The organism is Emcibacter sp. (genome assembly GCF_963675455.1).
Lineage (GTDB): Bacteria > Pseudomonadota > Alphaproteobacteria > Sphingomonadales > Emcibacteraceae > Emcibacter.
On record NZ_OY776217.1, the window covers coordinates 1,832,162 to 1,855,276 of the forward strand.

Annotated in this window: 23 protein-coding genes; 16 read left to right on the plus strand and 7 right to left on the minus strand. The window is 55.0% G+C overall.

Features of this window, described 5'->3' with window-relative positions; genetic code table 11:
* The first annotated feature begins 120 nt into the window (after positions 1-120).
* The 11 genes from ACORNT_RS08415 (at position 121) to ACORNT_RS08465 (ending at position 12,690) form a co-directional block, all read left to right on the plus strand.
* Complete coding sequence (locus ACORNT_RS08415) at positions 121-1,923, plus strand: acyl-CoA dehydrogenase C-terminal domain-containing protein (RefSeq protein ID WP_321389149.1); 1,803 nt, start codon at positions 121-123, stop codon at positions 1,921-1,923.
* Between the two features lie 61 nt (positions 1,924-1,984).
* Complete coding sequence (locus tag ACORNT_RS08420) at positions 1,985-2,821, plus strand: SDR family oxidoreductase (protein WP_420717557.1); 837 nt, start codon at positions 1,985-1,987, stop codon at positions 2,819-2,821.
* A gap of 16 nt (positions 2,822-2,837) precedes the next feature.
* Positions 2,838-4,544: a long-chain fatty acid--CoA ligase gene (locus tag ACORNT_RS08425; RefSeq protein WP_321389152.1), complete on the plus strand. Its 1,707-nt coding sequence runs from the start codon at positions 2,838-2,840 to the stop codon at positions 4,542-4,544.
* A gap of 49 nt (positions 4,545-4,593) precedes the next feature.
* Positions 4,594-5,517 (plus strand): histone deacetylase family protein, encoded by a 924-nt coding sequence (locus tag ACORNT_RS08430; RefSeq protein WP_321389153.1) that lies wholly within the window; start codon positions 4,594-4,596, stop codon positions 5,515-5,517.
* A 51-nt stretch (positions 5,518-5,568) separates the two neighbouring features.
* Positions 5,569-5,829, plus strand: coding sequence for an exodeoxyribonuclease VII small subunit (locus ACORNT_RS08435; RefSeq protein WP_321389154.1), 261 nt, complete (start codon positions 5,569-5,571; stop codon positions 5,827-5,829).
* Between the two features lie 41 nt (positions 5,830-5,870).
* The gene (locus ACORNT_RS08440; RefSeq protein ID WP_321389156.1) at positions 5,871-6,770 is read left to right on the plus strand and encodes a farnesyl diphosphate synthase; all 900 of its coding nucleotides are present in this window, start codon (positions 5,871-5,873) and stop codon (positions 6,768-6,770) included.
* Between the two features lie 54 nt (positions 6,771-6,824).
* On the plus strand, positions 6,825-8,765 hold the full coding sequence (dxs, locus tag ACORNT_RS08445; RefSeq protein WP_321389158.1) for a 1-deoxy-D-xylulose-5-phosphate synthase: 1,941 nt from the start codon (positions 6,825-6,827) through the stop codon (positions 8,763-8,765).
* Positions 8,746-9,495, plus strand: coding sequence for a TlyA family RNA methyltransferase (locus tag ACORNT_RS08450; RefSeq protein ID WP_321389160.1), 750 nt, complete (start codon positions 8,746-8,748; stop codon positions 9,493-9,495). The genes dxs and ACORNT_RS08450 overlap by 20 nt, the downstream gene beginning before the upstream one ends.
* Positions 9,492-10,754 carry a hypothetical protein gene (locus ACORNT_RS08455; protein WP_321389161.1) on the plus strand — a complete coding sequence of 421 codons (1,263 nt, stop codon included), beginning with the start codon at positions 9,492-9,494 and terminating at the stop codon, positions 10,752-10,754. Before ACORNT_RS08450 ends, ACORNT_RS08455 begins: the two co-directional genes overlap by 4 nt.
* Before the next feature lie 326 nt (positions 10,755-11,080).
* Positions 11,081-11,560 (plus strand): hypothetical protein, encoded by a 480-nt coding sequence (locus ACORNT_RS08460; RefSeq protein WP_321389164.1) that lies wholly within the window; start codon positions 11,081-11,083, stop codon positions 11,558-11,560.
* 368 nt (positions 11,561-11,928) lie between these two features.
* Positions 11,929-12,690, plus strand: coding sequence for a hypothetical protein (locus ACORNT_RS08465; RefSeq protein WP_321389166.1), 762 nt, complete (start codon positions 11,929-11,931; stop codon positions 12,688-12,690).
* Positions 12,691-12,692: 2 nt separating this feature from the next.
* Here ACORNT_RS08465 and aroC read toward each other — a convergent pair whose 3' ends face one another.
* The 5 genes from aroC to ACORNT_RS08490 form a co-directional block, all read right to left on the minus strand.
* Positions 12,693-13,769, minus strand: a complete 1,077-nt coding sequence (aroC, locus tag ACORNT_RS08470) for a chorismate synthase (protein ID WP_321389168.1) — start codon at positions 13,767-13,769, stop codon at positions 12,693-12,695.
* A 21-nt stretch (positions 13,770-13,790) separates the two neighbouring features.
* A complete protein-coding gene (gene fabI, locus ACORNT_RS08475) occupies positions 13,791-14,609 on the minus strand; it encodes an enoyl-ACP reductase FabI (protein ID WP_321389170.1) in 819 nt (272 codons plus the stop codon).
* 83 nt (positions 14,610-14,692) lie between these two features.
* Positions 14,693-15,616 carry a YihY/virulence factor BrkB family protein gene (locus tag ACORNT_RS08480; protein ID WP_321389171.1) on the minus strand — a complete coding sequence of 308 codons (924 nt, stop codon included), beginning with the start codon at positions 15,614-15,616 and terminating at the stop codon, positions 14,693-14,695.
* Positions 15,617-15,663: 47 nt separating this feature from the next.
* Entirely contained in the window at positions 15,664-16,557 is an 894-nt protein-coding gene (locus ACORNT_RS08485; RefSeq protein WP_321389173.1) for a J domain-containing protein, read from the minus strand.
* A gap of 49 nt (positions 16,558-16,606) precedes the next feature.
* On the minus strand, positions 16,607-17,083 hold the full coding sequence (locus ACORNT_RS08490; protein WP_321389175.1) for an RT0821/Lpp0805 family surface protein: 477 nt from the start codon (positions 17,081-17,083) through the stop codon (positions 16,607-16,609).
* Positions 17,084-17,216: 133 nt separating this feature from the next.
* On the opposite strand from ACORNT_RS08490, the gene pdxH reads away from it, so the two are divergent.
* Genes pdxH through ACORNT_RS08510 form a run of 4 tightly spaced genes read left to right on the plus strand, consistent with a single transcriptional unit; the run spans position 17,217 to position 19,886 of the window.
* Positions 17,217-17,792: a pyridoxamine 5'-phosphate oxidase gene (gene pdxH / locus ACORNT_RS08495; protein ID WP_321389177.1), complete on the plus strand. Its 576-nt coding sequence runs from the start codon at positions 17,217-17,219 to the stop codon at positions 17,790-17,792.
* Positions 17,793-17,800: 8 nt separating this feature from the next.
* Entirely contained in the window at positions 17,801-18,727 is a 927-nt protein-coding gene (locus tag ACORNT_RS08500; protein ID WP_321389179.1) for a cation diffusion facilitator family transporter, read from the plus strand.
* Positions 18,728-18,747: 20 nt separating this feature from the next.
* On the plus strand, positions 18,748-19,107 hold the full coding sequence (locus tag ACORNT_RS08505) for an ArsC family reductase (protein WP_321389180.1): 360 nt from the start codon (positions 18,748-18,750) through the stop codon (positions 19,105-19,107).
* Between the two features lie 32 nt (positions 19,108-19,139).
* Complete coding sequence (locus tag ACORNT_RS08510; RefSeq protein ID WP_321389183.1) at positions 19,140-19,886, plus strand: SDR family oxidoreductase; 747 nt, start codon at positions 19,140-19,142, stop codon at positions 19,884-19,886.
* A 4-nt stretch (positions 19,887-19,890) separates the two neighbouring features.
* Here the strand turns inward: ACORNT_RS08510 and ACORNT_RS08515 are convergent, their stop codons facing one another.
* Positions 19,891-20,547: a metalloregulator ArsR/SmtB family transcription factor gene (locus ACORNT_RS08515; RefSeq protein WP_321389185.1), complete on the minus strand. Its 657-nt coding sequence runs from the start codon at positions 20,545-20,547 to the stop codon at positions 19,891-19,893.
* 489 nt (positions 20,548-21,036) lie between these two features.
* On the opposite strand from ACORNT_RS08515, the gene ACORNT_RS08520 reads away from it, so the two are divergent.
* Positions 21,037-22,620: a Rieske (2Fe-2S) protein gene (locus tag ACORNT_RS08520; RefSeq protein WP_321389187.1), complete on the plus strand. Its 1,584-nt coding sequence runs from the start codon at positions 21,037-21,039 to the stop codon at positions 22,618-22,620.
* 39 nt (positions 22,621-22,659) lie between these two features.
* Here ACORNT_RS08520 and ACORNT_RS08525 read toward each other — a convergent pair whose 3' ends face one another.
* Positions 22,660-23,016, minus strand: a complete 357-nt coding sequence (locus ACORNT_RS08525; protein ID WP_321389189.1) for a diacylglycerol kinase — start codon at positions 23,014-23,016, stop codon at positions 22,660-22,662.
* Positions 23,017-23,115 lie beyond the last annotated feature (99 nt).

Genomic DNA, 23,115 nt, shown 5'->3' on the forward strand with positions numbered 1-23,115 from the left:
TTGTTTGAATATTTGCCTTTTTGTTTTTCAGTGTACTACTGAATTTGGTTATTAACACGAAGAAAAACAGAGTGCCAGAGGCGTCAAACAGCAATCAGACAAGTTTTAGGAGATTTAGCGTTGGCAGAGTATGTTGCCCCGACCAGGGAAATTCGTTTTGTACTGGATCATGTTGTCGATCTGGCCGAGCTTGTGAAGCTTGAGCCGTTTCAGGAAATTACAGATGATCTTGTTCAGGCTGTTCTTGAAGAGGGCGGCAAATTCGCCGCTGAAAAACTTTCTCCCCTTTATGCTGTAGGTGACCGGCAGGGCAGTGTCCTGGACGGCGACAGCGTGAAGACGCCGGACGGTTTCAGGGAAGCCTATCAGGCCTATGTGGAGAACGGCTGGAATGGCATTTGCAGTCCTGTCGACTATGGCGGACAGGGCATGCCGCAGGTCATCGGCACCGCCGTACAGGAAATGATGGCGGGCGCTAACCAGGCTTTTACCCTCTGTCCGATTCTGGGGCAGGGTGCAGTGGAGGCCCTTGAAGCCCACGGCACGGAAGAACAGCAACGGATCTATATGGAAAAACTGGTGTCTGGCGAATGGACCGGCACCATGAACCTGACCGAACCGCAGGCCGGATCGGATGTGGGGGCGCTGCGGACCAGGGCGGAACCGATGCCGGATGGCACCTACCGGATCAACGGCCAGAAGATTTTCATCAGCTGGGGTGAACATGATATGGCGGAAAATATCATTCACCTGGTGCTGGCGCGCCTGCCGGGAGCACCGGACGGTACCAAGGGCATCAGCCTGTTTATCGTGCCGAAATATCTGATTAACGAGGATGGCAGCCTCGGTGAAAAAAATGACCTCAGGGCGGTATCGCTGGAACATAAGATGGGAATACACGCCAGCCCGACCTGTGTCATGTCTTACGGAGACAACGGAAACTGTGTGGGTTATCTGATTGGTGGCGAAAACCAGGGCATGAGATCCATGTTCACCATGATGAATAATGCCCGGCTTAATGTGGGCATACTCGGCCTGTGTGCCTCGGAACGGGGCTGGCAGATGGCGCTGGACTATGCCAGAGAGCGTCGCCAGGGCAGGGCGATCGGCGCTACCGGCGAGGGCAAAAGTCCTATCATCGAACATGCGGATGTGCGCCGCATGCTGATGACAATCAAATCAACCAACGAAGCAGTGCGGGCGATCATTTATCTCAATGCGCTGTCACTGGATTTCAGCCGCCATCATCCTGACGGTGAAGTGCGGCGCAAATATCAGGGCCTTGCTGATCTGCTGACGCCCATCAGCAAGGCTTACGGGACGGATACCGGGGTGGAAAATGCCTCCCTTGCTGTTCAGGTCTTTGGCGGTATGGGCTATATCGAGGAAACCGGGGTTGCCCAGGTGCTGCGGGATGCCCGTATTCACCCCATTTACGAGGGCACCAACGGGATCCAGGCTATGGATCTGGTCGGGCGCAAGCTGTCCATGGACGGCGGGGAACACTGGCAGACTTTCCTGGGTATGATTGACGATTTCCTCTCGGCCATGCCGGAAATTGGTGAACTTGCCCGGTTTAAAGAGAATCTGGTGGTGCTGACATCCCATTGCCGGGAGACGGCGGAGTGGCTGTTTGCCCGGCAGCAGCAGAATATGCGTGATGTGGCCGCTGGTTCTGTGCCGTTCCTGCGACTGATGAGTATAGTGACAGGCGGTTATCTGATGGCCAGGGCGGCAGTCGCGGCGCAGACCAGGCTCGAGGCAGGCAACGGAAACGGTGAGGAAGATTTCCTGAGAGCAAAGATTGCCACCGCCCGCTTTTATGGCGAGCAGGTCGTGCCGACCGCTGTTGGTCTCAAGGACATAATTATGAGCGGGGACAGCCTGTTTTATGCTATAGAAGAAGATCATATGGCGCTGTAGCTTTACCCGGGCTGGGGATATATCATCAAATACCAATAAACAATAAAACGGGAGTATCATGGTGGGAGATTTAAAAGGTAAGACGATATTTATCACCGGCGGCAGTCGCGGGATCGGACTGGCAATCGCCAAAAGAGCCGCTGCCGACGGGGCAAATATAACCATTGCGGCCAAATCGACGGAGCCTCATCCAAAGCTCGAGGGAACAATTTATACAGCGGCCGAGGAAATCGAGACTGCCGGCGGCAAGGCGCTGCCGCTTGCCGTGGATATCCGGGACGAGGAACTGGTCGCTGGCGCAGTCGCCAAAACGGTGGAGACCTTTGGCGGTATCGATATCCTGATCAACAACGCCAGTGCCATTTCCCTGACGCCGACCCTGCAGACCGATATGAAACGGTATGATCTGATGCATCAGATCAATACACGCGGCACCTTCATGGTGTCCAAGGCCTGTATACCCCATCTGAGAAAAGCGGAAAATCCCCATGTGCTGAACCTGTCGCCGCCATTGAATATGGAAGCGAAATGGTTTTCGGGTCACGTCGCCTATACCATGGCCAAATTCGGCATGAGCATGTGCGTACTGGGTATGGCTGAGGAATTCAAACGTGACGGCATTGCTTTCAACGCCCTGTGGCCGAGAACCGCGATCGCGACGGCGGCGGTTAAAAACCTTCTGGGCGGGGAGGCCGCCGTTCGCGGCAGTCGCCAGCCCGAGATCATGGCGGATGCCGCCCATATCATCCTCACGCGCAACAGCCGGGAGTTTACCGGTAATTTCTGCATTGATGATGAAACTCTTGCGTCAGAGGGGATTACGGATCTGACCCCCTATGCCGTTGACCCGACGGCAACTCTGTTGCCGGACTTTTTTGTCGATCCTGTGGCAGGCTAGGGGAGTGGACGTATCCATGTCTGAACATATCTGGCTAAAAAGCTATCCGCCGCATGCGGACTGGCACAAGAAATTCCCGCCGGCACCTCTTTTCAGGGTGACCGATGATTCCGTCGCGGCCTTTGGAGACAAGGTTGCCCTCGAATTCCTCGGCAAGGAAACGACTTACGGCGAACTGGGTGTCATGATTGACAGAATGACCGCAGGGCTGCAGTCAATCGGGGTTAAAAAAGGCACCCATGTTGGGATATTCATGCCCAACTGCCCGCAGTTTGTAATCGCCTATTTCGCCATCCTCAAGGCTGGCGGTACGGTGGTCAATTACAGCCCGCTTTATTCGGTGCCGGAGTTGATGCGGCAGGTCGAGGATTCTGAAACCGATATCATGGTGACCCTTGATCTTGCGGCGCTTTATCCGCAAATCCGGAAAGTGGCGGAACAAAGCCGCCTCAAAAAGCTTGTGGTCAGTCACTTTGCCTGGGGCTTGCCGTTCCCGAAAAACATCCTGTTCAGGCTTTTTAAAAGAAGCATGGTATCGGCTGTGGTCAGGGACGATTATCATGTGGATTTTGCCGATCTGGTAAATTGCACAACACCTGCAGTGCCGGTCGAGATCGATCCGGACAATGATGTGGCGGTCCTGCAATATACCGGCGGGACGACAGGCGTACCCAAGGGCGCCATGCTGACCCATTCCAATATCCTGATGAATGTGGAGCAGATGGTGGAATGGACCCATAACCTGGAGCTTGGCAAAGAGGTCCTGCCGGGGTTTTTGCCGTTCTTCCATGTGTTTGCCATGACCGTTGTCATGGTCCTGAGCCTCAGGGTCGGCGCCCGGATCCCCATCCTGCCCAAGTTCGAACTGGAGGCGGCGGTCAAGCTGATGCGGCGGGAACGGCCGACCATGTTTGCCGGTGTGCCGACCATGTATACGGCGATGCTGAATTATGGTGGCGGCAAGGATATCGGCCTTGACCGGGTGAAAAATACCATGAGCGGCGGGGCGCCGTTGCCGATGGACCTTGCCAAGTCATTCAAGGAAAAAGTCGGCGTGACGGTTACCGAAGGTTACGGTTTGACAGAAGCATCGCCTGTGGTCAGTTCCAACCGTTATGACCAGGACAGTGTGATCGGCTCAATCGGCCTGCCGCTGCCGGGCACGGAAATCATTATTGTCGATCGGGAAGATCACTCCAGGATCCTGCCGATAGGAGAGACCGGCGAAATATGCGTGCGCGGGCCCCAGGTGATGAAGGGCTACTGGAAGCGACCGGAGGCCACTGAGGAAGTCCTGGTCAATGGTGATATGCTGCGGACGGGTGATGTGGGCTACATGGCCGAGGACGGTTATACCTATATCATAGACCGGGACAAGGATCTGATCCTGGTCGGCGGTTTCAACGTCTTCCCCCGTGTTGTGGAAGAAGCCATTATGGAACATCCCGCAGTCAAGGAAGTGACCGTGATCGGAATTCCTGACGATTATCGTGGCGAAAGCCCCAAGGCTTTTGTAACATTGGTGCATCCGGATGAGGATCTGACGGAAAAAGAACTCCTGGCGTTTTTGAAAGAACGTCTCGGCAAGCATGAACTGCCGTCAGCCGTCGAATTCCGGGAAGAGCTGCCCAAGACCATGATTGGCAAATTGTCCAAGAAGGAGCTTGTGGCGGAGGAAAAAGCCAAATATGAGGCCCGCAAGGAACAGCAGCGGGCGGGCTGAGGTCAGCCCGTCACCCCTGCCACTCCGGGGCCGGACGGGAAACTACGGGATGCCCACAGGGTTATTTTTTCATATCGATTGCCTGAGCCACGAAACACCGGCGGGACATCCGGAATGTGTGGACCGCCTGAATGTGATTCTGTCCGCACTGGAGGCGGACAGATTTTCTGCCCTGAAACGATATGACGCGCCTCTGGCCGGGCGTGACAAGCTCGAACTGGTGCATACCTCCGACTATATTGATCATGTGTTTGACCTGGATCCGGATGGCGGGATGGCGATGCTGGATCCGGATACCCATATGTCGCCGGGATCGCTGACTGCCGCCCTTCGTGCCGTGGGGGCCGCCTGTGATGCGGTGGACAGGGTCATGGCCGGTGAAATCGAGAATGCCTTTTGCGCCGTCCGTCCACCTGGGCATCATGCGGAGCCTGACCAGGCGATGGGTTTCTGTCTGTTCAATACCGTCGCTATTGCCGCCCTGTACGCCCGCAAAAACCATTTCCAGCACCGGGTGGCTATTGTCGATTTTGACGTTCATCATGGCAACGGGACGCAGACGGTGGCCACGAAGAACAAGGGATTGTTTTATGCTTCGTCTCACCAGTCGCCGCTTTATCCGGGGACCGGGCATGTTCAGGACAATGGGGCGGGGGTGATTGTGAATGCGCCCCTTGCTGCCGGTAGCGGTTCAAAGGCGTTTCGTCATGCCTATGAGGAAAGAGTTTTCCCTGCCCTGCGGGAATTCAAGCCTGATTTTCTGTTTGTTTCTGCCGGATTTGACGGGCATGCGCTGGACCCACTTGCAGATCTGATGCTGACCGAAGACGATTATCACTGGGTGACCCGGGAACTGAAGGAAATAGCCCGGGAATATTGTCATGGGCGGCTTGTATCCTGTCTTGAAGGGGGGTATAACCTCTCCGTTCTGGGGGAATCTGCAGCGGCTCATGTTGCCGCACTGATGGAATAGATTGATCGGAATTGCGCGCTGGAGTAGTTCTGAAAACAGGAGTTAATTTTGGTGGAAAAAACTGACAAAACGGAACTGCCCGAAGAGATCAGGGCAATGAATTTTGAAGATGCCCTGTCGGCACTGGAACAGATCGTGCAGAATCTGGAAAGCGGCGATGTTTCGCTGGAAAACTCCATTGAAATTTATACCCGTGGCACCCAGCTGCGCCAGCATTGCGAGGAAAAACTCCGCGATGCCGGCGAGCGTATCGAGAAGATTACCCGTCAGCAAAGCGGTGCTCTCGGCACGGAACCGCTGGATGTGGAATAGCTCCGGCTTAGCTCCTTTAACGATAATAGGGCTTTATCATAATGAATAAAGATACGTCCATTGCGCACGCCGCCCTGACTGAAACCGCGGAAATCCTCGAGAAATACCTGCTGAAAATATTGCCCAAGGCTGACGGCCTGGAAGAGCGGGTGATGGAGGCCATGAAATACGCCCTGATGGCGGGTGGCAAACGCATGCGGCCGTTTCTGGTGATGTCCGGTGCGAAATTGTTCAGTGTGTCCGAACGTTCGGCCCTGCAGGTGGCGGCGGCCGTGGAGTGCGCCCATACCTATTCGCTTATTCATGACGATCTGCCCTGTATGGATGACGACGACATGCGGCGGGGACAGCCGTCGGTCCATAAAAAGTTCGACGAGGCGACCGCTGTGCTGGCCGGGGACGCCCTGTTGACCCTGGCTTTTGAAATTCTGGCCGATGAACGGACACATGCGGACCCGCGGGTGCGGGTTGAGCTTGTTTCCGCCTTTGCCAAGGCGCTGGGCGCCAACGGGATGGTTGGCGGACAGATGTTTGATCTGGTGGCGGAAAATCGCGATCTGGACCAGTTCAGCATTACCCGGATGCAGAATATGAAAACCGGCGCCCTGATTGTGTTTTCCTGCGAGGCGGGCGCCATTCTGGGCAAGGCGGACGAAAGACGCCGCAACGCGCTTCGCGGCTATGCCCATGACCTGGGCCTGGCGTTTCAGATTGTCGACGATTTGCTGGACAGGGAAGGCGATTCGGAGGAACTGGGTAAAACCGCCGGCAAGGACGAAGATGCCGGCAAGGCGACACTTGTGTCGCTTCTCGGGGTGGAGCGGGCCCGAACGCAGGCCGAAATGCTGATCGCGCAGGCCGTTGAACATCTTGAAATTTTTGGTGAGAAAGCCGATGTTTTGCGCTCACTGGCGCATTTTGTTATACATCGGGCCAGTTAGGATATAATGATATATATAACCGTGTATAAACGGGTGTGGGAAGAGTAGGGTATTTTGTCAAATAAACCGGTTACAGAACTCCTGGATCATATCAATGATCCATCCGATATGAAAAAACTGGCTCCCGAGCAGCTGAAACAACTGGCGGATGAAGTCCGTGCGGACATGATTGATTCAGTGTCGCGCACAGGTGGTCATCTTGGGGCCGGACTCGGAGTGGTGGAGCTGACTGTTGCCCTGCATTATGTGTTTAATACACCTGACGACAAACTGATCTGGGACGTGGGGCACCAATGCTATCCGCACAAAATTCTGACCGGCCGGCGTGATCGTATGGACACAATCCGCAAGGGTGGCGGACTGGCCGGTTTTACCAAGCGCAAGGAAAGCATCTATGATCCGTTCGGGGCGGGGCACAGCTCCACCTCCATTTCCGCCGGGCTCGGTATGGCTATGGCAAGGGACCTGCGCGGCAGTCATGAAAATGTGATTGCGGTGATCGGCGACGGCGCCATGAGCGCCGGTATGGCCTATGAAGCCATGAACAACGCCGGCGCCCTGCATTCCAAGCTGATTGTGATCCTGAACGACAATGACATGTCCATTGCCCCGCCGACCGGGGCCATGAGCGCCTATCTGGCCCGGTTGCTGTCGTCCAGATCCTACCTGGGGCTCCGGGATATTGCCAAGCAGATCATGCGCAAGTTCCCCAAGCCGATCACCAATACCGCCCGCAAGGCCGAGGAATATACCCGCGGCATGGCCACTGGCGGGACCCTGTTCGAGGAACTGGGCTTTTATTATGTGGGTCCCATCGACGGGCATAACCTGGAGCATCTGCTGCCGGTGCTGGAAAATGTGCGGGATGCGGATAACGGGCCGTTCCTGATCCATGTGGTGACCCAGAAGGGCAAGGGATACGAGCCTGCAGAACAGTCTGCCGATAAATATCACGGCGTTTCCAAATTCAATGTGGTGACCGGGGCCCAGGCCAAAGGCACCCCGAAGGCGCCAAGCTATACCGGCGTCTTTGCACAGGCCCTGATCGCCGAAGCCAAAAAAGATGACAGGATTGTCGCCATCAATGCGGCGATGCCGTCCGGCACCGGACTTGATAAATTTGCGACGGAATTCCCCGAACGCTGTTTCGATGTGGGTATTGCCGAACAGCATGCGGTGACTTTCGCCGCCGGTCTGGCCGCCGAAGGCTACAAGCCTTTCTGCGCCATCTATTCCACTTTCCTGCAGCGGGCTTACGATCAGGTCGTACATGATGTGGCGGTACAGAATCTGCCGGTGCGTTTCGCCATCGACCGGGCGGGCCTTGTCGGGGCCGACGGGCCGACCCATGCGGGCAGCTTCGATGTGACCTATCTGGCCTCCCTGCCCAATATGGTGGTGATGGCGGCGGCTGATGAAGCCGAGCTGGTGCACATGATTGCCACATCAGCTGCTATTAACGACGGGCCGTCCGCCGTGCGTTATCCGCGTGGTGAAGGTGTCGGCGTTGAAATGCCGGCCGAAGGAAAAATACTTGAACTCGGCAAGGGCCGTATTATCCGCGAGGGCAAGCAGGTAGCGATCCTGTCGCTGGGCACCCGTCTGGAAGAAGCCAAAAAAGCGGCTGACGATCTGGCCGCGCGGGGACTCTCCACCACAGTGGCTGACGCCCGTTTCGCCAAGCCGCTGGATTATGACATGATCCGTGATCTGGCCCTCAATCATGAAATTGTGGTCACCATTGAGGAAGGTTCTATTGGCGGTTTCGGCAGCCACGTGCTCGACTGGCTCAGCAATGAAGGCCTGATGGAAAACGGTCTCAAGGTCCGGACCATGAAACTGCCGGATATATTCCAGGACCAGGATGCGCCGGAAAAAATGTACGAAGACGCTCATCTTCTCGCGTCCGATATTGTCGCAACAGTTCTCAAGGCCCTGCGCCGCAACGATACCGGTGAAACGGCTGCAGTGGAAAATGCCAAAAAAGCGCGTTGATCAGTTGCTGGTGGACAGGGGTCTGGCGGAAAGCCGGTCCCGCGCCCAGGCCTACATCATGGCGGGCAATGTCTATTCGGGCGAGGAAAAAATAGCCAAGCCCGGCCAGCAGATCGCCGACGACAAACCGCTGGAAGTACGCGGCAAGGAACATCCGTGGGTCAGCCGCGGCGGCCTGAAACTGGTCAAGGGACTGGAAGAATTCAATATTTCCCCGGCAGGAAAGACCGTGATTGATGTGGGGGCGTCGACTGGCGGTTTTACCGACGTCTGCCTGACCGGTGGCGCAACGAAGGTCTATGCGGTGGATGTGGGCCACGGCCAGCTGGCCTGGAAGCTGCGCAAGGATGAACGGGTGGTGGTGCTGGAAAAAACCAATGCCCGGTACCTGACCCGGGAACAGATCCCCGATCCCGTCGACCTGATTGTCTGTGATGCGAGCTTTATCGGCCTGCAGACGGTTCTGCCCGCCGCCCTGGCGCTGGCGGCACCGGGCGCTCATCTGATCGCCTTGATCAAGCCCCAGTTCGAGGTCGGCAAGGGCCGGGTCGGCAAGGGCGGCGTGGTCCGCGAACCGGAACTTCACAAAGAAGTCTGTGACAAGATCGAGGGCTGGCTCAGGGAACTTCCCGGCTGGACGGTGCTGGGCATCACCCAGAGCCCGATCAAGGGGCCTGAGGGCAATATCGAATTCCTGATTGCCGCACGATTTGACGGAGAGGCCTCATGAAGGTGGAAATACATACCCTCGGCGCTCACGGTGACGGCGTTGCCGGACCGGCCGGGGCGGAAATCTATATTCCCTATGCGGTGCCGGGCGATGTGCTGGAGGTAAAGCTCAAGGGCAAGCAGGCCCGGATCAGCGAGGTCCTGTCCCCCTCGGAGCACCGTCAGAAACCGGCATGCGGCCATTTTACCCGTTGCGGCGGCTGTATGCTTCAGCATGTGAAAGCGGACTTTTATGCCGACTGGAAACGCGAGCAGGTGATCAACGCCCTGTCGCACAGAGGATTTGGGGGTGGCTTCGGGAATGTCGAAGTTCTGGACCCGGTCATCAGCCCGCCGGGCAGCCGCAGGCGCACCCGCCTCAATGCCATCGGCCGCGGCAAGGGACAGGCGGCTCTCGGCTTTTCCGAACGCGGCAGCCATAACCTGATCGATCTTAGGGAATGTCCGGTGCTGAAGCCGGAAATTGTTGATCTGTTGCCGGCCCTGCGAAAATTTCTCGGGCAGGTGATGGACCTGCGCCAGAAGATGGCCGTTGAAATCACCGCGGCGGAAAACGGCCTGGATATCCTGCTGGAAAGCCGCGGCGAACCGTCCCTGGACCTGCGCATGGATGTGGCCGCCTTTGCCGACAGTCATGATATCGCCCGCATCAGCTGGAAAGACATGTCCCTGAAAAAGCCCCTGGCGGAAATGCTGTCGGAGCGCAGGCAGCCCTGGGTGACCTTTGGCGGGCGGAAAATATTCATTCCCCCGGGCACCTTCCTGCAGGCCACAAAAGAGGGGGAGACGGCGCTTGTCTCCCGCATGACGCCTCACCTGAAAGAGGGCGGCAAGCTGGTGGATATTTTCGCCGGTGTCGGCACCTTTTCGGTCCCGGCGCTGGAAAAAATGGCGGTGCACGTACTTGAGGGAAGTGCCGAAATGGTTGCGGCCCTGCAGAAGTCCATCAATCTGACACCGCCGACACGCCCCTTTTCCGCCGAGGTGCGGGATTTGTTTATCCGGCCGTACCTCAGGCACGAGCTGGCGGGGTTTGATGTGGCGGTGATTGATCCGCCCCGGGCCGGCGCACGGGAGCAGGTGGCGGAACTGGCCGCCTCAACTGTGCCCACCATCGTCATGGTGAGCTGTAATCCGGCCACCTTCGCCCGGGATGCCCGGACCCTGGTGGATGGTGGATACAGCATGGGGCCGGTCACACCGGTGGATCAGTTCCTCTGGTCCTCCCATCTGGAAGTGGTCTCTGTTTTTACGCGTTAATTGGAAAATAGGCTCTGATCCGGTTCTTATGCCCTTTTGTTGAATTTTACCATTTGGGCGAAAAAACCTTGATTCCATCGTAATTTAGCCACATATGTTCGTTATGTTCTAACATACCATGAAAAGCAGCCGTTCAGCGACGGTTCATGGGGACCGGAAGATAATTCCGGGTGACGAGGCAGAAAATACCGGATGGCATGGTTAATGCTTTCTTTAAAAATATATTATTAACAGTATGTTAGTATTCAGTACCGGTTTTCCGCCACTTTCACACAGAGGGGTAGTTTGGCATGGTTGTTGCGTAAACAAACAGCAGAACCTTTGTAATGAGAGTATTTGAGATGAATGTGGACAATGTGGCGTATAAACTTGTTGATGACGGTGTGACACCGCGCAACGTGACGGTGGAGCTTTCCGGCACACAGAAATATGCCCGTCAGGCAGACGTCCAGACAGAACTCCAGGATCGCTCCGCGGCGGGCGATGTGGTTTCCATTTCCCCGGTCTGGCGGGAAGTGGCCAGCCGGATTGATCCGCGCAATGCAAGTCCCCTTGAAATGATCAAACTGAGCCAGACCCTCTATGATGCCGGAGTGATCACTTTCGAGGATCACATCAACCTGAGCTTCCAGCCGGAAGTCAACGCCGATGAAGGCGACAATGAAGCCGCCCGCACGACCAAGGATTTTGTCGCCCTGTGGCAGGACAAACAGAATACGGCCCTGCGCCAGGGCGCCGACCGTGCCGAGCTTGAAGACCTGCAGCGCATCCAGGCCGTTCTGGGCTATATCGACAGCATTCGTTAAGTCTCCGGATTCCTAAATCCCATCTCGTCACCCTCGCGAAAGCGGGGGTCCATGTGTCCCTGCGAAACGGTATTTAAGTAATCAGGCATGGATTCCTGCTTTCTCAGGAATGACGTGTTATCTCGTTATTGTCACCCCGGCGAAAGCCGGGGTCCATTGATACGTCCGAGAGATATGTCTAGCCGAGCTATGGATTCCTGCGTTCGCAGGAATGACGGGTTGGGTTGAGCTCAGGCCTTGCTCTTCCCTGTAAACACGCGTAACTTTGACAGGGCAATCGGGGGTGACCATGAAACGATTTATTTTTCTTCAAATGTTTTTCGTATTATTCCTTGCTCTTCCTTTACATGCGGAAAAGGGGGCAATAGTTGAGATTAATAGCTAAAATTTTTGCGGTTTTGATCCTCCTTATCGGGGGATCATATTACTATAATTCTGGTAAACCGGAACCTTATCCCGACAATTCGTTATATGAAGCTACTGTCTCAGGATACCGTGATGAAGACGTGTATCGGTTTGTTTTCCCTAAGGCATATTTATTCTTTCCAGCTCACCATCTGGAGAACAAGCCGCTGATGCTTCAGATACGGATTCGGCCAAACGAGATTTTGGCAGAAAAAAATATTCGTTGGGAGGAGGAAGCTTCAAGTGCACCGAGTGTGGATAGATTTGAAGATATGTTAGAGAGTTATGCAGAAGTACACGTGTCTGTCGGAGGACAGTATGTTACGCATAAAATGCAACAGAGTGTATTTCCAGATGCTCTCCGTGGACAGCAGGAACTTGAAGCGAAATTCGGGCTACTGTTTTTAGGACTTGTACCGCACAATAGAGAATATCCTAAGGGGCAACTAATCGGGCGATACTGGGCCGAAACTCTTCAGTATATTAATCCGATATACGAGTACTTTGTGGATCAGAATAACTCTGCACCAAAAGGTTTTTATATTTATTGCATCCGAAGAGAAATCCGCCCCAACGGAATGTGCGCTATACATAAAGACGTGCTGAAAAACCTTCGGATGAAGATCATATTCCACTCAAAAAGCTTGCCAAGATGGCGCGAATTCGACCAACGAATTACAGAATTTGTCTTGAGCCATATAAAGCCCTCTGCGGAGACAGAGTAGACTTACCCCCCACACTGGGCCCGGTGGCGCATCAGGTGATCGGCCAGCACGCAGGCCATCATGGCCTCGCCCACGGGGACGGCGCGGATGCCGACGCAGGGGTCATGGCGGCCCTTGGTGACGATTTCCGTCTCTTCGCCATGGACATCTACGGTCTTGCGCGGGGTCAGGATGGAGCTTGTCGGCTTGACGGAAAAACGCACGATAATTTCATCGCCGTTTGAGATGCCGCCGAGGATGCCGCCCGCATGGTTGCTGTTGAAAGCGGGGTTGCCGTCCTCGTCCATATACATTTCGTCGGCGTTTTGCTCACCCGTGAGCCGGGCCGCATTCATGCCTTCGCCGATTTCAACGCCCTTGGCCGCATTGATGGTCATCATGGCGGCAGCAAGATCACTGTCCAGCTTGCCATAGATGGGGGCGCCGAGGCCGGCTGGAACACCCATGGCGCGGACTTCAATCACGGCGCCGATGGAGCTTCCGGACTTGCGGATGCCGTCGAGGTATTTTTCCCACACCGGCACCATTTCCGCGTCCGGACACCAGAAAGGGTTCTGTTCGACCTGGTCCCAGTCCCAGTTGTCGCGGTTGATTTTATGTTCGCCGATCTGGACAAGGGCGCCCTTGATCTGGATGCCGATGCCCAGTACCTTGCGGGCGAGGGCGCCGGCGGCGACCCGGCTTGCGGTTTCGCGGGCAGAGGAGCGCCCGCCGCCGCGATAATCGCGGATGCCGTATTTTTCCATATAGGTGTAATCGGCATGGCCGGGGCGGAATTTATCCTTGATGTCGCCGTAATCCTTGGAGCGCTGGTCGGTATTCTCAATCATCAGACAGATCGGCGTACCGGTGGTCAGGCCCTCGAATACGCCGGACAGGATTTTGACCTCATCCGGTTCCCTGCGCTGGGTGGTAAAGCGGCTCTGGCCCGGTTTGCGCTTGTCGAGGAATTTCTGGATTTCTTCTTCGGTAATGGGCAGGCGCGGCGGCATGCCGTCGACCACACAGCCGATGGCCGGACCGTGGCTTTCCCCCCAGGTGGTAACCCGGAATAGTTTACCGAAGCTGTTATCTGACATCTGTTTTCCTTGGTTTAAGGGTCAGTCTTTGTCGAGGGTCAGGGCAGGTGCGTCTTCCCGTTTCATGCCCATCACATGATAGCCGCTGTCCACATGATGGTTTTCACCGGTCACACCGCTGGACAGGTCGCTGAGCAGGTAAAGGCCTGAATTGCCGACTTCCTCAATGGTGACATTGCGGCCCATGGGGCTGTTATATTCGTTCCATTTCAGGATAAAGCGGAAATCGCCGATGCCGGAGGCGGCCAGGGTCTTGATCGGACCGGCAGAAATGCTGTTGACCCGGATGTTTTTCGGACCAAGATCGCGGGCCATGTAGCGTACACTGGCTTCCAGCGCCGCCTTGGCCACGCCCATGACGTTGTAATGGGGCATGACTTTTTCCGCGCCGTAATAGCTCAGCGTAATCATGCTGCCGCCGTCGGTCATCAGTTTTTCGGCCCGGTTGGCAATGGCGGTAAAGCTGTAACAGGAAATATCCAGACTGCGGGTGAAATTCTCCCGGCTGGTATCCACATAACGGCCGGTCAGTTCTTCCTTGTCCGAATAGGCGATAGCGTGGACGACAAAATCCAGCTTGCCCCATTTTTTCTCAAGGGTTTTAAAGACTTCATCCATGGAGGCTTCGTCTGTCACGTCACAGGGCAGGATAATATCAGAGCCGACACTTTCAGCCAGCGGGCGAACACGCTTCTCAAGGGCTTCGCCCTGATAGGTGAAGGCGAGTTCGGCGCCGTGTTCATGAGCTTTGGCTGCAATGCCCCAGGCGATTGACCTGTTGTTGGCCACGCCCATGATCAGTCCCTTTTTACCAGCCAGAAGACCTTTATGTTCAGTCATGTTACATCCTCAAAATATTTCTGTAATGACCTGTATTGCCATCCTACACTTCAGGTTTGTTTTTGCAATCTGCTTCGCCGTCGTTATTGTGAATCTGAAGTATCAAATTCACCCGCTTCTTCCAGTTTTTTTATCTGTCTGAAATACAATGTGGAATTGATTTCGGCGCCGATGATAAAGGCGGCGCTGATAAAATAAAAAAACATCAGGGCGATGATTGCCCCGGCCAGACTGCCATAGGTCACGTCATACTTGGTAAAATGTTTCAGGTAAAGGGAAAAGGAGCTTCCAATGCCCATCCACAGCAGTAACGCGGCCAGTGCGCCGGGGGCAATGGGAGGTGAAATTTTCAGGAAGCGCGGCCGCAGAACATAATAACTGAGGCAAAGGGCGCCGAAAATGAGCCCGAAGCTCAGGCTGAACCGTATGATATTCCAGACCAGTTTCCAGTCGGTTTCAACGGGGATATAGCTGATCAGAATATTCCAGGCCACCGGTCCGAAGACCAGCGCGGACATGCCGATGATGATGCTGCTGGCGGACAGGATCACCAGGACAAGTCCCTCGGCCCGCCGGCGCAGGTAAGTGCGGCGCGATACCCGGTCATAGGCCCTGACAATCGCCAGTCGTCCCGCATCAATGGCTGTCGAACAGACCCAGACGGCGCCGAGGATGCTGAAGGTCATGACCCCGCCGCTGCTGTGCTCGACCATTTTCTCGATCGGTCCCCTCAGAACCTTGACCACATCCTCCGGGATATTTTCGAACATCAGCTGAAGCGCGCCGGTCCCCGCGTCGCTCTGGCCGAACAGGCCGGCAAGAGACACCAGAAAAATGATAAAGGGAAACAGGGCCAGCAACGTCAGGAACGCAAGGTATCCGGCCATCACCATGCCGTCATGCCGGTTAAACCGTGCAATGGCCTCGAACAGGAAACTGACCCGGTTATAGACCGGCAGGACAAACGCGATCAGCGGCCGGGCAATGGCTTTTAGTTTATCTAGCATTTTCAGAATGAATGCCTTTCACCGACCGATCAGTTACTTTTGCCGGATTATTTCAGTTTTCCTCTGACGTCATAATCCTTGCCTTTGGCCCATTTTTCAATGGCTTTTTCAAGGGCTTCGTCCGGTTCCTCCGGCAGGGTGATCTGCAGCCGGACATACTGGTCGCCGACAGCACCGGTTTTGGGGTCCTTGGCGCCCTTGCCTTTCAGGCGCAGTTTCTTGCCGGAGCTGGAGCCCTTGGGGATCGGCAGGGATACATTGCCGTCTATGGTCGGCACCGTCACCTTGCCGCCCAGCACCGCCTCCTGGAGGGTGATCGGCAGGTCCAGATAGATGTCGTTCTTTTCCTGGCTGAAATAGGGGTGGGGGCGGATATGGATTTCCACCAGCGCATCGCCGGCAGGTCCGCCACCGACACCGGCGCCGCCCTGGCCTTTGAGCCTGATCTGCTGACCTTCCCGGACATTTTCCGGGATCGATACATTGAGGGTTTTTCCGGTATCCAGGGTCAGGTGCTGTTTGCCGCCTTTGACGGCGTCCAGGAAATCGATATTGACCTTGTAGATTTTGTCAGCGCCCCGCTGCACCCGGGTCCGGGCTCCGGGGCCGCCGCGGCCGAAGAAGCTGGAGAAAATCTCTTCCGGATCAAAGCCGTCGCCAAAGGGACTGAAGCCTCCGCCGCCGCCACGTCCGTGACCGGCGCTGGCGAAACCTTTTTCCGAACCGTCGGCATTAATTTCACCGCGGTCATAGCGGGCGCGCATTTCCTTGTTGCTGAGCAAGGCATATGCCGCGGAGACTTCCTTGAATTTTTCCGCAATTTTTTCATTGCCGGCGTTTGCATCAGGGTGCAACTGTTTGGCAAGTTTGCGGTAGGCCTTTTTGATGTCGGCCTCGCTGGCACCTTGGTTTAGGCCCAGAACGCTGTAGGGATCTCTCATTTTAAATTAATGTCCTCGTTAAAATCTAACTATGACACTAATTTAGTCATCAGTTGGTGATTTTCCAAGTCCCATCTGGTTGACGGCAGGCCGTACCGTATGCAGTCTCGGTTTTTCCGCCGACTGTAACGGTCTGCTGATACTCCCGGCAATATTCGTCAGGTTTGGGCTCATAGGAGGGCTGCGGGGTAACCGAACCATAGTTGCCGCTGTCCGGATTGTGCCAGGTAACGGCTTCACCGGAACGGCCACTTTCCAGGGCATATTGGGCAGACTGCTGCATTTTCAGCTGATCTGCTTCGTCCAGGCTTTTGCCGATGGAACTGCCAACCACTGCGCCGGCAACGGCGCCCACAGCAATGGCAAAGGCCTTGCCGCCACCGCTGCCGCCGACAGAATGGCCCAGAAGGCCGCCGACTACGGCGCCGATGACCGTGCCGCTTTCCTGTTTGCTGGAACAGCCGGTTGTTGAGAAAACAAGTCCGGTCGCGATAATGCCGGTCATAATGCCTTTGGAGAGTTGCATGCTAAACCTCTTTTACTTCAACAAATTAAGTTTGATGTCGTTGTCAAATATCTATCACTGCATTATATAGGTCACTGATCTGAATATAACCTGAATATAAGACGTAGTTTGGCAAATTTAAGGCGAATATACAATGCAGGATCCGTTTGAAAAATTTTCCGAGTGGTTTGCCAAGGCTGACGACAGCGAGGACAAGGCAGAATCTATGGCTCTTGCCACCGCTGACAGCCGCGGTTATCCGTCCGTTCGTATGGTTCTGTTGAAATCCCACGGATCTGACGGTTTTGTGTTTTATACCAATGTGGAAAGCCGAAAGGGACGGGAGATTCTCGAGAATCCGCGGGCGGCGCTGTGTTTTCACTGGAAATCGCTTGCCCGACAGGTCAGGGTCGAGGGGCCACTGGAGCAGGTCAGTGATGAAGAGGCTGACGCCTATTATGACAGCCGGGCCCGGGACAGCAGGATCGGCGCCTGGGCGTCAAAACAGAGCCGTCCCATGGAAGGACGGTTTGAATTTGAAGCGGCCATTGCCAAATTTGCCGCCAAATATGCGGTGGGGCATATTCCGCGCCCGCCCTACTGGACCGGTTTCCGGCTCCGGCCCGAGGCCATTGAGTTCTGGGAGGAGCGCAAGTTCCGTCTGCACGACCGGAATAAATACCGGCGTGACGGGGACGGCACCTGGACCGTGGAAAAATTATATCCTTAAGGAAAAAGATGGCAGAAGCAGGCGAGCTTAAAAAAAATAATTCCGAATTGATGGTCAGGGCTGCAGCGGCATCACTCTTTGTCGCGGTCTGTCTGATTCTGATCAAGAGCTGGGCCTGGTATCTTAGCGGGTCGGTGGCGTTGCTGGGATCCCTGATCGACAGTTTCATGGATATGCTGGCGTCGGCGATGAATTTCATGGCGGTGCGTTTTGCCATCACTCCTGCCGATGACGAACACCGCTTCGGCCACGGCAAGGCGGAAGCCATTGCCGGACTTATGCAGGCCATGGTCATTACGCTTTCCGCACTCTTGCTGCTTGTGGAGGCGGTAAAGCACCTGATCACCCCCCAGCCTGTTCAGCAGACCACCATCGGCATGGCGGTCATTATAGTTTCCATTCTGCTCACCCTGGCGCTTGTCAGCTACCAGAAATATGTGGTCCGTAAAACGTCGTCCGTGGCCATTTCCGCCGACAGCCTGCATTATGCCGGGGATCTGTTGCTCAACCTGGCGGTACTGGCCGCTCTGGTTCTTGGCGGGTATCTGGGCTGGTATCTGGCGGACCCCCTGTTCGGTCTCGGGATCGGTATTTATCTTCTGTATAATGTCTATCTGATCGCCAAAAGCAGTATCAACATGCTGATGGACCGGGAAATGGAAGATGAAGAACGGGACAGGATCATTGAAATTGTCCGTGCCCACCCGGAGGTCAAGGGACTGCATGACATGAAAACCCGCCGGGCCGGGCTTGACAGCTTTATCCAGTTCCATATCGAACTGGAAAGCGACATTTCCCTCAGGCGGGCACACCGGATTTCGCATGAGGTGGAGCACGAACTGCACAAGGCCTTTCCCGATGCTGAACTGATCATACACATGGACCCGGAAGAGGTGGTCGCCAGTGAAAATGTTCAGTTCGAAGTTCCAGAATGATATCCTGTATCCCGGAGTAAATGATGATTATTGTCTATGGCATTAAAAATTGTGATACCATCAAGAAAGCCCTCAAATGGCTGGACGAGAAAGCCGTGGAGCATCGGTTCCATGATTATCGCAAGGACGGGATCGACGAGGGCTGGCTTCGGGACCGGGTGTCCGAACTTGGTTGGGAAGTCCTGCTGAACCGGCGCGGCACCACATGGCGCAAACTGCCGGACAACATAAAAAATTCAGTTGACGAAGAGCAGGCAGTGCGGCTTATGATAGAACAGCCCGCCATGATCAAAAGACCCCTGTTTGACCTGGGAACAGAATGTCGGGTGGGCTTTTCAAAAAAAGACCAGGAAGAACTAGAGGCATTGCTGTCCGCCTGAAGCGGATAGCGTAACAGCGACAGGGACTGTTGATGAGTATTATTGCCAACGAACGTCGGACCATTGTATTGACCGGAGCGAGCCGGGGGATCGGCCATGCCACCGTCAAACGTTTCTCCAGTGCCGGCTGGCGGGTAATCACTTTGTCCCGGCACGGGTTTCCGGAAAATTGTCCCTGGGATGCGGGACCGGAGGATCATGTGCAGATTGATCTTGGTGATCCTGACAACCGGGCCGAAGGGGTCGAGGAAATCAAGAAACGTCTCGCTGGCGGTCCGTTGCATGCGCTGGTCAATAATGCCGGTATTTCCCCCAAGCAGGAAGATGGCGGCCGTCTCAATACCCTGAATACCGACGAAGCAGACTGGAAACAGGTTTTCGAAGTGAATTTCTTTGCGCCGGTGGTGCTGGCCCGTGGTCTGCTGGATGAATTGAAAATCGGCGGCGGTGCGATTGTCAATGTGACATCCATTGCCGGCAGCAGGGTGCATCCCTTTGCCGGGTCAGCCTATAGCACCTCAAAGGCGGCGCTTGCGGCCCTGACCCGCGAGATGGCTGCCGACTTCGGGCCGCATGGCATCCGGGTCAATGCCATTGCACCGGGGGAAATCGACACGTCGATCCTGTCACCGGGGACCCAGGAAATGATCAAGGACATCCCCCTGCGTCGCCTCGGCAAGCCCGAGGAAGTGGCGAAAACCATCTATTTCCTGTGCACAGACGCGTCTACATACGTGACCGGCGCGGAAATCCACATCAACGGCGGCCAGCACGTCTGATTTATCACGGATTGGCTTTGGGGTCGTAGGGACGCACCACATAGGCGCAGCGACGTGCGCCCTTGATAATGTGGTCGGTGCGGTAGATGGCCACATCGTCACCCATCAGTTCCTCGAATACCTGCAGCTCCCTGGCGCAGATGCCGCTGCATTCGCGGGCGGCCTCGCAGACTGGGCAGTGATTTTCCACCAGCAGATATTGATCCGGCTCATCCCCCGGCAGAACGTTTGCCATATATCCTTCCCGGGAACGCAGGGCCGCCAGTTTTTCAAGCCGGTCAGAGAGGCCGGCAATGTTGGCGAGTTCCTTTCGATAGGCCTCAACCTGTTCAGTCGCCCGAAGCTCAAGCAGTTTGTCCATCCCTTCCTCACCAAAAGTTTCACGAATGGAATGAATCAGGCCTACAGCAAACTCGGAGTGACTGTCCGGGAAGAGCTCATTTGACTTTTCAGTTAACTGCCAGATTTTACCCGGGCGCCCCCTGGGGCGGGGGCAGCAGACGGTTTCAACGATGTCGTCAGCTTCCAGGTCATAAAGATGCTGGCGCACGGCCATGGCGGTAATGCCCAGGGATTCTGCCAGGGCAGGGGCCTCCTGCGGCCCCTGTTCCTTCAATAGATCGAGTATCTTTTCTTTGGTCTTTTGGGTGTTTTTGCTCATCCTTTTTTAGTAAAGAAAAAACTTTATAAAGTAAAGGGAAAGATGGAGCAGAATATGGCAGGTTATTCGGTCAGGGTGGACCGTTTCAGCTGCTGAGGCCAATGTTCAGGGCATGGAGGATAAACACCAGACCCATGACAACGCCGGAAAACGTATGGATCAGGCCGATGGTCAGGGCGGGGATGGGAGATGAAGGGGAATCGGGTTTAGTTCCCCTGTGGATGTTGGAAAGTATTAATAAAACAAATGGGTAAAAATAAATAAAGAAAATACTTTACAAAATAAAAAGAGGGATGTACCTAATTATTAAAGAAAAAACTTTAATAAAGGAATTTGCTATGTATATGCTTGCGACAGACCTCTCTCCCTCTTCTTGCTGGCTTGAGGAAATGGTAGAGAAACTGATAAAATTTTTCCCGAAGAGGAATCCCGAGGATCTTGGTCCCTGGGACCAGAAGTGAGATCATCAGGCGATAAAAGGACCGAACGATGCCAGAGAGCTATTGGACAGAGGCAGGAAAACTTGCCGATCTGGAGCAAGCCGGAAAAATTATCTTCCGCAAGGACGGCAGGCAGATACTGATCCTGAAAAAGGGTGACCGCGTCTATGCGGTGAATAACCGCTGCCCTCATCAGGGCTATCCGCTGTCCGAAGGGCATATGTCGGATGACTGCCGCCTGACCTGTAACTGGCATAACTGGAAATTTGACCTTGAGAGCGGGGAAACCGTCGTCGGCGGAGACCAGCTCAGGTCCTATCCGGTGCGGATTGAGGGAAATGCGATTCTTGTCGACCTTGCGAAGCCGGACAGACAGGCGGCGCAGACGCGGGCGCTGGACAATCTGTATGCTTGTTTCCATCGCTATGAATATGACCGCATGGGCCGGGAACTGGTCCGTTACAAGGCCGCGGGCGGTGACTATGCCAAAGCCGTCGGTGAAATAATCCGGCGCTGTCACCTGAAATTCGAATATGGCATGAACCATGCCTTTGCGGCGGCGGCGGACTGGCTCGAACTGACAGAGAAATACGAACAGGAAGGCCGCAATGACGCGGCTCTGGTGACGGCACTGGAAGCGGTCAGTCATTTTGCCTGGGACAGCCAGAGATATGACGAGTTTCCCTTTACCGAGGATGTGAAACCCTTTGATGTTGAGGCCTTTATGGCCGCGATTGAGCAGGAAGAAGAAAATGAGGCCATCGCCATGATCAACGGGGCGGTGGAGTCAGGATTATCTTATGACGATCTCAGGCCGGTGCTGGCCCGGGCGGCGTTGGCGCACTATAACGACTTTGGTCATTCGGCTATTTATACCCACAAGGCCGGGCAGCTTCTGGAGCGGATCGGCGGGGAGTTTCTCAAGCCGGTGCTGCAGTGCCTTGTCCGGGAACTGATTTACGCCACCCGGGAAGATATTATCCCTGAATTCCGCGCATACGGTAAAAACCTGGAAAGCTGGAACCATGAGGTGCAACACAGCCTTTCCCCGGATGATGTTTGGGGAAAACCGGTTGGCCGGGCTCTGGAACTGGTATCATCGTCCGGGATGCAGGTGAACGATCTGTATCAGCTCCTGTTTTCGGTTCTGGTGCGGAACTTCCTGCATTTTGATACGGCGCTGGCCAGTCGCACCGATAACAAAATCACCGATAATGTTGACTGGCTGGATTTTACGCACGGACTGACTTTCGCTAATGCGATACGTCATCTCTGTACGGAATCGCCGGATCTGTGGCCGCGGGCGCTTTTACAGATGGCCTGCTTTGCCGGCCGCAATGTCTCTTATCTGGACAAGCAACTGGATGTGGATGCCTGGACAGTACCGGATAAGGAAGAGTTCCTTACGCAGGCGCACGAGTTTCTGCTTGATCACGGTCTTCCGGAGCCGATCATTTATTGCCATATCCTGAAAACCCTCATGGCTCTGGAAGAGGAAATGCAGGACTTTCCGGATGCGGACTGGGCGGAAGGCGGCCTGGCGGCCTTCAATCGTTTTCTCACAATTCCCGTGCGTCGCCGGCACAGTCTGCGTACGGCGCGTCAATCGCTTGAGTTTACGGCGAGGGAGTAGGCGTGACGGGCATCAAATCCAATCGATCAAAACGGATTTTCACAGGCTAACGAAAGATCCGAGAAATGCAACAAAGACGCCAACAGCAATGAGGCTCGCCATCAACACAGCACCTGCCAGGGTATCCTTTGTCGTTTTCAGAGCCGGATGCAGGTCCGGGTGAAGATGATCTGCGAGTTTTTCGACGGCAGTGTTGACCAGTTCCAGGCATAGCACCAGTCCACAGGTAAGAAGCAAGAGCGCCCACCACACAGCGTCCGGTCGCAGAAAGACGAGAAGGCAGATAACAAACAGGGTTGCAGCCACATGGAAGCGGAAACTGTTTTCGCTTTTCCAACTGGCGTGAATTCCCGCCCATGCGTTGCCAAGACGTTTATTGAGGGGCTGGTTTTTCATTCCGGTTTTTTCTTTTCAAACGGGTTAAAAGAAATATGACAGTTGCCAGGTTTCTCCTGTTTATTGACAAAAAAAGCTGCAATGTCCAGTTTGTATAAC